We start from the raw sequence: 11161 nt of genomic DNA on the forward strand, positions 1-11161 counted from the left end.
GCCCAAGCCGATGCTGAAGTTCCGCACCATCCTTGGCGTATTGCGCGATGCCTACTGCCGAACCACTGGCATTGAATACATGCACATCCAGGATCCGGAGGAACGCCAGTGGTTCCAGGATGAGCTTGAACACCGCTACTCCAAGCCCAGCCGCGAGGAGCAGTTCCGCGTCCTCCACCGTCTCAACGCCGCCGAGGCCTTCGAGACCTTCCTGCAGACCAAGTTTGTTGGGCAGAAGCGGTTCTCGCTGGAAGGCGGGGAATCCCTGATCCCGCTTCTTGATGCGATTATTTCCGACGCCGCCGACGACGGCCTCGACGAGGTCGCCATCGGCATGGCCCACCGCGGCCGGCTCAACGTCCTGACCAACATTGCTGGCAAGACCTATGCCCAGGTGTTCCGTGAGTTTGAGGGCACCCAGGATCCGCGCTCTGTGCAGGGGTCCGGCGATGTGAAGTACCATTTGGGCACGGAGGGCACGTTCACGTCCGACAGTGGCAATGAAACCAAGGTGTACCTGGCCGCCAACCCGTCCCACCTGGAGGCAGTTGACTCGGTGCTTGAGGGCATTGTGCGAGCAAAGCAGGACCGCCTTGACCAGGGCGACACCTTTCCTGTTCTGCCGCTCATGATCCATGGTGACGCGGCTTTCGCCGGCCAGGGAGTGGTCGCTGAAACGCTCAACCTCTCGCAGCTCCGCGGCTACCGCACCGGTGGAACCATCCACGTCATCGTGAACAACCAGGTTGGCTTTACCACCTCCCCTACGGCGTCACGCTCCTCGGTCTACTCCACCGACGTCGCAAAAATGGTGCAGGCTCCGATCTTCCACGTCAACGGAGACGATCCCGAGGCAGTTGTCCGCGTTGCCCAGTTGGCCTACCAATACCGCCAGAAGTTCAATAAGGACGTTGTCATCGACCTGGTGTGCTACCGCCGCCGAGGACACAACGAAGGCGACGATCCGTCGATGACCCAGCCCATGATGTACAACCTGATCGAGGCCAAACGCTCCGTACGCAAGTTGTACACGGAGGCACTCATTGGACGCGGCGACATCAGCCAGGATGAGGCCGAGCAGGCGCTGCGCGACTACCAGGAGCGGCTGGAGCGGGTGTTTGCTGAGACGCATGCGGCCCAGACGTCACCCATCCCGATCGTCACCAAGGACTCGGCGGCCGTCGCCGACATTGAGCGTCCCATCGCACAGCGGGCCGACAACGGAGTTGGCGTGCCCGCCAGCACCGCGATCACCGTTGAAACACTCGCCCACATTGGCAAGTCCCACGTCACCATCCCGGACGGATTTACCGTCCACCCCAAGCTTAAGGCGTTGCTTGAGAAGCGCGAGCAGATGTCCCGCGAGGGGGCAATCGACTGGGGTTTTGGGGAAATGGCAGCATTCGGTTCCCTTCTCATGGAAGGTGTGCCCGTTCGGCTTGCTGGCCAGGATTCGCGCCGGGGAACGTTTGTTCAGCGTCACGCGGTGTTCCACGACCGCGCAACGGGCGAAGAATGGCTGCCCCTCGGGGACCTCAGTGAGGGCCAGGCAAAGTTCTGGATCTACGACTCCTTACTGTCGGAATACGCGGCTATGGGATTCGAATACGGCTACTCGGTGGAACGCCCCGACGCCCTCGTCATTTGGGAAGCACAGTTCGGCGATTTCGTCAACGGTGCGCAGACCATCATCGACGAGTTCATCAGCTCCGCGGAACAGAAATGGGGACAGCGCTCTTCACTGGTGCTGATGCTGCCCCACGGTTATGAAGGTCAGGGTCCAGACCATTCATCCGCCCGCATCGAACGCTTCCTCCAGATGTGCGCGGAGGACAACATGGTGGTGGCCAACCCGTCCTCGGCGGCGTCCCACTTCCATCTGCTGCGCCGCCAGGCATACAGCCGGCCCCGGAAACCCCTTGTCATCTTCACTCCTAAGCAGCTGCTGCGCCTCAAGGCTGCGGCAAGCTCGGTGGAAGACCTGACGCAGGGCTCCTTCCTGCCGGTCATTCCTGATGCAGCGGACCTCAGTCCGCAGGATGTCACCCGCGTGCTCCTCGTGTCCGGCCGGATGTACTACGACCTTCTGGCCGCACGCCAGAAGGCCGACGACAAGAAGACGGCCATTGTGCGGGTGGAGCAGCTCGCGCCCCTGCCTGTCGAGGAAATCAAGTCCGCCGTTTCCGATTACCCCAATGCCGACATCGTGTGGGCGCAGGACGAGCCTGCGAACCAGGGTCCGTGGCCGTTCATCGGCCTGAACCTGCCAGTTCACCTCGATCGGGAGCTGACCCTCGCATCGCGTCCAGCATCTGCGTCAACGGCAACCGGATCCGCCAAGCGGCATGCAGTCGAACAGGACATTCTGATCAAGAAGGCATTCGACCGCAAGTAGCGCTGAATGCGGTAAGCATGGTGAGGTGCAGGAACCACAGGCACCTGCACCTCATAGTTTCCAACCCGCAGTCCGGGCGGCCCTGATTCAACAAACTCAACCAAAGGTATCCCGTGGAACAACGCAGAATCCGACTGACCGCCGTCGGTGACGAACTGCTCGCCGGACTGGGAGACCCCAGGGCGCTCGGCTGGCTTGGCAGAGTGCTTGCCCGGACGGCTCCGGACAACGTCCTGCTGGAAGCATTCAGTCTTGCAGCGCCGAGGGAAGGAACCGAGGCACTTGCCTCACGATGGTTGCAGGAGGCAGGACGCCGCTTCGATGACGGCTTCGAGAACCGCCTGGTTATTGGGCTCTCGGACCGGGACCTCGATCTGGAACTCTCCACTGCCAGAAGCCGCCTGAACCTTGCCAACATCCTCGACGGCGCCGCCCAAATGAGCGTCAAAGTTCTGGTGGTCGGACCGCCGCCCGGTCTGGACTCCGACCGCAACCGCAGGCTCGCCGACCTCTCCGCGGCCTTCGCCGACGTAACCACCCGGCGCAAGCACGTTTACGTCGACACCTTCTCCCCGCTCCAGGCCCACGAACAGTGGCGCTCCGATCTAGCAGCGAACGGCGGCACGCCCGGACAGGCGGGTTACGGGCTCATGGCCTGGTTGGTGCTGCATCGTGGGTGGTTCCAGTGGCTGGATGTTCCGGCGCCTGAGTGATCGCTCCCTTTCGAACGGGAGAAGTCGCCGCACGGCGGCAACGAAACCCGCTCGGTCGCTGGGCGACCTCCCGGGTTTAAAGCCGCCTTTCACGGCGCCTCCTCCCGTTCCATCCGCACCATTTCACCCGTCCGGATCCAGATTTTTCTTGCTTAAGTTTGAGACGCGATATATCTTGACTTTATTCGCGATATATCGTGTTGAATAAGGTTGGAGGAAATTGTGGAAGAGAATCAGTGGAGCGTTGATGAGCCGCGGACTATTGATGTCGACGGTGTGACTAAGGTGAAAGCGGGCATCATCGCCGGGCGGATTGACGTCCTGGTTCATGATGAGCCCATGACGCGAGTTGAGGTTTCCGAGGTCAGCGGCCAGCCCATCGATGTGTCGCTCACCAACGGCGTGCTGGAACTCAGGCACCAGACGGCGGGCAGCCGCGGACTGGGCTGGCTGGGCATGAGCGGACAGGTAGTCACCGGAAGAACCAGGGAACGCGCCGTCATCAGTATCGCCGTTCCAGCCGGAACCACCGTCGCCCTGCACACCGTAAACGGGGACGGCCTGGCCTGCGGAACTCGCGACACCACCCTAGACACCGTGTCCGGATCCGTGATGGCTGACGACACGGCCGGCCTGTTGACCATCGGCACCGTCAGCGGCGAAGCCATCGTGCGTCATCACTCGGGGCGTCTGGTGGCCAAGAGCGTATCGGGGGAAATTACCGCGCCCGGCTATCTTGAGTCGATCCGGACCAACAGCGTCAGTGGAGACACCACGCTGGACCTGCTGGGCACTCCGCGGGACCTTGCCCTGAAAACCGTGTCCGGAAACGTCAGCATCCGCCTCTCCAGCGAGATCGGCATTGAGGTTTCGTCAAAGTCGGTGTCCGGCACCCTGACAGTCAATGACCAGCGGCTCTCCGGCCGCGGCAAGAACACCCACAGCGAACCGGGAACCACCAGCAAGCGCATGAACATCCATGCCAGTTCCGTGTCTGGAGACATCGCCATTTTTCACCGCGACTCCGACGCCAGGAGAGATAGCGCCGGGATCGAGCTGCACGACGGAACGCTCTGATGCCCACGGTCTTCGCCCACGGCGCCCTCCGGCTGTATTTGCTCTCCCTGCTCGACGGCGGCCCCAAACACGGCTACGAGATCATTAAGGCGCTCAGCGACAGGTTCGGGGGCACCTACTCCCCCAGCGCCGGAACAATTTATCCCCGTCTGTCCAAGCTCGAGGTCGAAGGACTCGTGTCCACCGCCACCGACGGCCGACGCACCAGGTACAGCATCACCGTGGCCGGCCAGGCCGAACTAAAGGAGCGGCAGGAGGACCTGGCAGGCATTGAAGAGGACATCGCGGATTCCGTGCGGCGGCTCGCGGATGATCTGCGCGGGGATATCCGCAGGAACATGCAGGGGCTGCGCGCCGAAATGGCAGCTTCGGCCGAATCCGCACAACGCACCGCCCGCCGGTCGACCCAGACCACGGACGTGCTGGGACACCGCGCTGTGAAGGAACTCGAACACCTCGTCAACCAGTTCCGCGACGATGTGCGCATGGACCTGAGGCGTCACACGGCCGGTGGCAACGCCGGAATTAGCGATGTCACCGCGGAAACGGTTCGCACCGTACTCCATCAGGCCCACGTGGCCATCCGGGCAACGTTGGGCAGTAGACCGGACTAAAGCTCCGGAAGATCAGTGGCTGAACACGATCTTGCCGAAGACGTCGCCGTCGGCCATCTTCCTGAAGCCAGCCTCAGCATCCGCCAGCTCATAGACGGAATCTATTTCCGGCCGCAGGCCGGTGGCCACCAGGAACCGGGTCAACCGCTCCAATTCGTCGCGGGTGCCCATGGTGGAGCCGAGCACTTTTAACTGCAGGAAGAACACCCGGTTCAGATCCGCGGCCGGTGACGGGCCACTGGTGGCGCCACACGTCACGACGGCGCCTCCCGGCTTCAGCGACTTCAGCGAATGAGACCAAGTGGCCTCACCCACTGAGTCAAAAACGACGTCCACCCGCTCCGGAAGGCGCGCGCCGGCGTCGAACGCGTCCGCAGCACCGAGTGCCCGCGCCTGCTCCTGCTTGGAGGCACTGCGGCTGGTGGCCCACACCCGGAATCCTGCTGCGCTTGCCAGTGCGATCAGCGCAGTGGACACGCCTCCCCCGGCGCCCTGCACCAGAACTGTGGAACCCGGTGCGGCACCGGAGACGGTGAACAGCATGCGGTATGCCGTGAGCCAGGAGGTCGGCAGGCACGCGGCCTCTTCGAAGCTGAGCTCGGCCGGTTTGGGAACAAGGTTCCGTTGAGGAACCCAGACGACGTCGGCCATAGTTCCTGGATGGCGTTCGGACAACAGGGACCTCTGTGGATCCAGTGTGTCGTCTCCCCGCCATTCCGCAGAAGAGATGACGCCATGCACAATGACCTCGTTGCCGTCGTCGTCCACGCCCGCGGCGTCGCAGCCCAGAACCATGGGAAGCAACTCCTGCTTGAGTCCAATGCCCTTCAGGGACCAGAGGTCGTGATGGTTGAGTGCTGAGGCCCTCACTGTGACGCGGACAAAGCCCGCGGGCGGCTGCTGCGGGTTGAACCCGCCCACCCTCAGCCCACTCAAAGGGGTATCGGCGGAAAATGAGTCGACGTAAACTGCGCGCATGCCCAAAAACTCCTTCTACATTGGCTTGGTCCATCCATCCTAGGGTGGGCTGGGTGGACCGAGGGTTTAGGTCGCGGACACCGGCGTGTGGGAGACTGGACTGCAGTTCTTCAGCCACATGTAAGGAGGCAGCCATGAGCAAGCGAGCACGCAAGAAGCGCGACCGCAAGAAGGGCGGCGCTAACCACGGTAAGCGCCCCAACGCCTGATCCAGATGATCAGCGGACACGCAAAACCCCCGTACTTCAGTGAAAGTACGGGGGTTTTGGCGTTGCCAGTGGTCCAGCGTTGCTAGTGGTCCACGGTCTTGATCTGGCTGATCCGCTCGAGAATGCTCGCCTTGAGGGTTGAGGGAGCCACCTCAGTACAGGATCGCTTCACCACCGAACGGATCACGCATTCGAGATTGTGTTCCTCGGCGCACTCCGGGCAGTCCTCCAGATGGTCCTTGATCTCCACGAGGTCTTTGTGCGAGAGCGCACCGTCAAGGTACTCATACAGGCGTTCAATCCGTGAGTCGTCGCAGTCGCCCAGGCTATGGCAGTCGCTCATTTTTCACTCCCTTGCGTCGCGGGGGTCTTGGCGGTTACGCCCATCCCGCGCTCATGCGCGTATTCCGAAAGTAGCTCCCGCAGCAGCTTGCGACCCCGGTGCAGCCGCGACATCACGGTTCCAATCGGGGTGTTCATGATTTCTGAAATTTCTTTGTAGGCAAAGCCCTCGACGTCGGAGAAGTAGACGGCGAGCCTGAATTCCTCTGGAATCGACTGGAGTGCATTCTTCACATCTGAGTCCGGAAGATGGTCCAGAGCTTCGGTTTCGGCTGACCGGAGACCTGCCGAAGTGTGTTCCGCAGCTTTGGCGAGCTGCCAATCCTCGATGGTGTCCGAATGCGACTGCAAAGGTTCGCGCTGCCGCTTACGGTACAGGTTGATGTAGGTGTTGGTCAGAATGCGGTATAGCCACGCCTTCAGATTGGTGCCCGGCTTGTACTGGTGGAACGCGGAGAATGCCTTGGTATAGGCCTCCTGCACCAGGTCCTCCGCATCAGCTGGATTGCGGGCCATCCGCATAGCTGCGGAATACAACTGATCCACATACTGCATCGCATCCCGCTCGAAACGTGCCTTGCGGTCCGTTTCCGACTCTGCGGAAACATCAAGTTGGGCGTCTTCGGCAGGGTTGCTGCCTGCCGGGGCTGTTGTGTCCATTACGGAAAAGTCTACGCGTCCACGCGCGGGTGGTTTGCCGGGTGTGAACTCGAGCTGAAACCGCGGTGCCTGCGTAAGCACGGATGTTGCGGGCGCCATATCCACCTTCTTTAGGTTGCGTTACCGTGGCAGCCCTGACCGGGCCACTCTCAATCATCTACAACCTGCAGATATCGGCGGATATTCCACCGGACGCCCTACGGATCGCCTAGTGGGGCTAAAAGTGCAAAACTAGACACAAACGTGCCCCGCAAGTTTCAAAAATTGATCCGGTGCCTGTGCGCACCAAAAGCCAGGAGGCAATTGTGACAGTTGTTCGCGTACTAGCCCGCCCACTGCTCGCCAGCAGCTTTGTGTTGACCGGCCTCGACCGCCTGCGGAACGCAGAGTCAACCGGTTCCTCCCTTCGCCCCACCCTGGACCGGTTGGCGAAAGTAGTGCCAGCTGCGGCCGCGGTAACCGACAATGAGAAGCTCGTTGCCCAGCTGTTGGGCGCCACCCAGGTTGGCGCCGCGGCCATGCTCGCAATTGGCCGTTTCTCCCGGCTCGCCGCCGTGCTCCTGGTCGGCACATCGGCGGTCAACACACTGACCGATTTCAACGCCGCAGACTCCTCGACCCCGGCGGCCAGAAAGGATCGCCGCAACCAGCTGCTGAAGAATCTCTCACTCATTGGTGCGGTCCTGATCGCGGCGGTGGACACCAATGGCCGTCCGGGACTCGCCTGGCGTGCCGAGCATTTTGCCTCGGGCGCAAAGAGAAACGCTAAGGCCATCAGCTACGACACGCGCAGGAACGCCCGCTCCATCGCACGCGACACCGAGAAGCAGCTGCGGAAGGCGGACAAAGCCGTGCGTAAGACCGCCGCCGACGTGGTGGGCAGCTAGGAGCCATGCCTGCCCCTTCCGTCACCGGGGCCGGCCCCCGCACCGATCCACACTGGCGTGCCCCGTTTCTGAAGACTCCGATCGACGCCACGGTCCGGCTTCCCGGTTCCAAGTCGCTCACCAACCGGTATTTGATCCTGGCGGCGCTCGCCGATGCTCCCTGCTGCCTCCGAGCGCCTCTGCACTCGCGGGACTCCGCTCTGATGATCGACGCCCTGAGGGCATTGGGTGCCGGCATCCGTGAAGTGGACGGGGACGGCCTCTTCGGCCCCGATCTTCTGGTGAGTCCCATTCCGCGCGGCAGTTCCGGAAACGTGGCAGTGGACTGCGGTCTGGCGGGTACCGTCATGCGTTTTGCTCCGCCGGTGGCCGCCCTGCGCGCCGGCAATGCCGCCTTCGACGGCGACCCGCATGCCCGGCTTCGGCCGATGGGTGCCATCATCAACGCCCTGCGCGGGCTGGGCGTCGAGGTGGGGGACAACGACGACGGATCCCTCCCGTTCACGGTTGCCGGGACGGGCACCGTGCGGGGAGGAAGGCTCGTGGTCGATGCCAGCGCGTCATCACAGTTTGTGTCCGCGCTGCTCCTGGTTGGCGCCCGGTTTGCCGATGGTCTCCATCTTGAGCACGTGGGAAAGCCAGTACCCAGCCTTGACCACATTGCCATGACCGTCACCGTGCTGCGGAGTGTGGGCGTAAAGGTGGACGATTCCGTACCGGATCACTGGCGCGTGGAGCCCGGGCCCATTCCCGCGTTTGAGATCCGCATTGAGCAGGACCTCTCCAATGCCGGGCCCTTCCTCGCCGCTGCGGTTGCCACCGGCGGAACGGTCCGGATTCCGGACTGGCCCGAAAACACCACCCAGGTGGGAGACCAGTGGCGCACCATTCTCCCCCAGCTGGGCGCCGTCGTCGTACTTGAGAACGGAACGCTCACTGTGAGCGGTGGCGATGCCATCACCGGTGCCGCCCTCGCCGATACCAGCGAGCTCGCCCCAACAGTGGCCGCGCTGTGCGCGCTGGCCTCCACGCCGTCGGTGCTGACCGGGATCAGCCATCTCAGAGGCCACGAAACGGACCGGCTCGCGGCTTTGGTTGCGGAGATCAACCGGCTTGGCGGAGACGCCGAGGAGACGGAGGACGGTCTGGTCATCAGGCCCGCGGGGCTGCACGGTGGCGTCTTCAGAAGCTACGAGGACCACCGCATGGCAACGGCGGGCGCAATCCTTGGTCTTGCGGTGGAGGGGGTGGAGGTCGAGAACATCGGCACCACCGCGAAAACCATGCCCCAGTTCCCCGAGCTGTGGCAGGCCATGACGATGACTGCCGGCCCCATAGGGGTCTCTTAGCGTGCCACCGCCAGAAACCCGGAGAGGCGCGCGCCCCTGGGATGAATCAGATGTCAGGATCCGCCCAAATAAGAAGGGAACACGTCCGCGCACCAAGGAACGTCCCGCCCACGACGACGCCGTGACCGGCCGAATTGTCACCGTGGACCGTGGACGTTATACCGCCGTCGTTGATGAGGACACCGCGGACGAGCGCATTGTTGTCGCGGCGCGTGCGAGAGAGCTGCGCCGCACCCCTGTGGTGGCAGGCGACCTGGTGTCTCTGGTGGGCGATGTTTCAGGCGGCCCTGACTCGCTGGCGCGCCTTGTGCGGGTCCACGAACGGCGAACGGTTCTTCGCCGCAGTGCCGACGACACGGACCCGGTGGAACGGGTGGTGGTTGCCAATGCCGATCAGCTGGTGATTGTGGTGGCCGCCGCGAACCCGGAGCCGCGCACGGGTTTCATCGACCGCGCCCTGGTGGCGGCGTACGACGCCGGCATCCAGCCGTTGCTCTGCGTCACCAAGGCGGATCTCAAGGATCCGGCGGGTCTCCTGGCCAACTACGACCACCTCGATCTTCACATCGTCATCAGCCGCACGGCCAGCGACGAAGACGGGGTGGAAACCATCTCCGACAGTGGCGCGTCCGCGCGGCTGTTCCAGTCCGCCGTCGCGGGGCTGAAGGCGCAGCTGGATGGCAAGGTGAGCGTGCTGCTGGGGCATTCCGGCGTGGGCAAGTCAACTATGGTGAACGCGCTGACAGGGGCCAACCGTGCAACCGGCGGTGTGAACGCTGTGACGGGACGCGGGCGGCATACCTCGTCTTCCGCGATTGCGTTGAAAGCCGGCGATTCCGCCCCGGGAACCTGGATCATTGACACGCCGGGCATCCGCTCCTTTGGACTGGCACACGTCAATGCCGACCGCATCCTGCAGGCGTTTCCCGACCTTGAGCCCGGCACCGCGGACTGCGAACGTGGCTGCCGCCATGACACCCGTGCAGTCAACTGCGGACTGGATCCATGGGTCGACGGAGGGCAGGCGGGAGAGGCAGGACCGGTTCGATTGGCCTCCCTGCGGCGACTGCTGGGAGCGGGCGCACCAGACCCGCGGCAGCACGCTCAGGAGGCAAAGGAACTTGGAACCCAGTAAGCCTGATAGACTGTTTTCAGTTGTTGTGTTGCGCATTAAATTTTAAGCCTTGATTTCTCCACCCGGAGTTCGAAAGCTTTTTTGACAAGCGAAGACGAACACCGCGACAGGAACCCCGAAGTACGGGGGGATCCTCACTTTCAAGGAATAACAAAAATGGCAACAGGTACAGTCAAATGGTTTAACGCTGAAAAGGGCTTTGGATTCATCGCTCCTGATGACGGCGGCGCCGACGTATTCGCACACTTCTCCGCGATCAACTCCGGTGGATTCCGTGCGCTCGAAGAGAACCAGAAGGTCAACTTCGAGACCACCCAGGGCCCCAAGGGCCCACAGGCTGAGAACATCACCGTTCTCTAACTGAACTTCAAGTCCGCTCCGGCGGACTCGCGGAAGGACGTCGACCTCACGGTCGGCGTCCTTCGGTGTTTAACGGGGGTGGGGTCTGACCCGCACCGGTCCCATCGTCGTCCGGGATATCCCGCTGAACTGTGCCGTTCAGTGGGATTGTCCGCCGTCCCATTGAACCAAGCAGTTCGATGGGATATCCCATCGGACATGGCCCCGGTCCCGCGCCGTAAGCGCTCAACGCGATAGGTTGATGGATATGAATCTCCAAAGTTACAACGATGACCTGCGCCTTGCCCACGTGATGGCCGACTCGGTTGACGACCAGACCATGTCCCGTTTCAAGGCCCAGGACCTCAAGGTGGAGACGAAGCCTGACTACACTCCAGTCACCGACGCGGACAAGTCGGCCGAGGATGCTATCCGCGGCCAGTTGTCGCGGGCAAGGCCGCGC

11 protein-coding genes and 1 pseudogene are annotated in these 11161 nt (G+C 62.7%); 9 read left to right on the top strand and 3 right to left on the bottom strand.

Annotated elements, in window-relative coordinates:
* The 4 genes from Y708_RS28180 to Y708_RS0105550 form a co-directional block, all read left to right on the top strand.
* Window positions 1-2395, top strand: a 2395-nt coding sequence (locus Y708_RS28180) for a multifunctional oxoglutarate decarboxylase/oxoglutarate dehydrogenase thiamine pyrophosphate-binding subunit/dihydrolipoyllysine-residue succinyltransferase subunit (RefSeq protein WP_035775402.1), incomplete at its 5' end; no start/stop codon positions are given.
* 113 nt (window positions 2396-2508) lie between these two features.
* Complete coding sequence (locus tag Y708_RS0105540; RefSeq protein WP_028279159.1) at window positions 2509-3108, top strand: GDSL-type esterase/lipase family protein; 600 nt, start codon at window positions 2509-2511, stop codon at window positions 3106-3108.
* 222 nt (window positions 3109-3330) lie between these two features.
* On the top strand, window positions 3331-4185 hold the full coding sequence (locus Y708_RS0105545) for a DUF4097 family beta strand repeat-containing protein (protein WP_028279160.1): 855 nt from the start codon (window positions 3331-3333) through the stop codon (window positions 4183-4185).
* Window positions 4185-4799, top strand: coding sequence for a PadR family transcriptional regulator (locus tag Y708_RS0105550; RefSeq protein ID WP_028279161.1), 615 nt, complete (start codon window positions 4185-4187; stop codon window positions 4797-4799). Before Y708_RS0105545 ends, Y708_RS0105550 begins: the two co-directional genes overlap by 1 nt.
* A 12-nt stretch (window positions 4800-4811) precedes the next feature.
* Here Y708_RS0105550 and Y708_RS0105555 read toward each other — a convergent pair whose 3' ends face one another.
* The 3 genes from Y708_RS0105555 to Y708_RS0105565 form a co-directional block, all read right to left on the bottom strand.
* Window positions 4812-5777 carry a zinc-binding dehydrogenase gene (locus tag Y708_RS0105555; protein WP_028279162.1) on the bottom strand — a complete coding sequence of 322 codons (966 nt, stop codon included), beginning with the start codon at window positions 5775-5777 and terminating at the stop codon, window positions 4812-4814.
* 291 nt (window positions 5778-6068) lie between these two features.
* A complete protein-coding gene (gene rsrA, locus Y708_RS0105560; protein WP_028279163.1) occupies window positions 6069-6329 on the bottom strand; it encodes a mycothiol system anti-sigma-R factor in 261 nt (86 codons plus the stop codon).
* A complete protein-coding gene (locus Y708_RS0105565; RefSeq protein ID WP_035775403.1) occupies window positions 6326-7087 on the bottom strand; it encodes a sigma-70 family RNA polymerase sigma factor in 762 nt (253 codons plus the stop codon). Before Y708_RS0105565 ends, rsrA begins: the two co-directional genes overlap by 4 nt.
* 206 nt (window positions 7088-7293) lie before the next feature.
* Between Y708_RS0105565 and Y708_RS0105570 the strand changes: the two genes are divergently transcribed.
* The 5 genes and pseudogenes from Y708_RS0105570 to Y708_RS23110 form a co-directional block, all read left to right on the top strand.
* Complete coding sequence (locus tag Y708_RS0105570; protein WP_028279165.1) at window positions 7294-7875, top strand: DoxX family protein; 582 nt, start codon at window positions 7294-7296, stop codon at window positions 7873-7875.
* Window positions 7876-7880: 5 nt separating this feature from the next.
* Entirely contained in the window at window positions 7881-9224 is a 1344-nt protein-coding gene (aroA, locus tag Y708_RS23105; protein WP_035775404.1) for a 3-phosphoshikimate 1-carboxyvinyltransferase, read from the top strand.
* Window position 9225: 1 nt separating this feature from the next.
* The gene (gene rsgA, locus Y708_RS0105580; protein ID WP_028279166.1) at window positions 9226-10359 is read left to right on the top strand and encodes a ribosome small subunit-dependent GTPase A; all 1134 of its coding nucleotides are present in this window, start codon (window positions 9226-9228) and stop codon (window positions 10357-10359) included.
* A gap of 156 nt (window positions 10360-10515) precedes the next feature.
* Window positions 10516-10719, top strand: a complete 204-nt coding sequence (locus Y708_RS0105585; RefSeq protein WP_028279167.1) for a cold-shock protein — start codon at window positions 10516-10518, stop codon at window positions 10717-10719.
* 247 nt (window positions 10720-10966) lie between these two features.
* Window positions 10967-11161 (top strand): annotated as a pseudogene (locus Y708_RS23110) (histidinol phosphatase); the annotation flags it as partial.

The organism is Arthrobacter sp. H5, assembly GCF_000520595.1.
Taxonomy (GTDB): domain Bacteria; phylum Actinomycetota; class Actinomycetes; order Actinomycetales; family Micrococcaceae; genus Arthrobacter_D.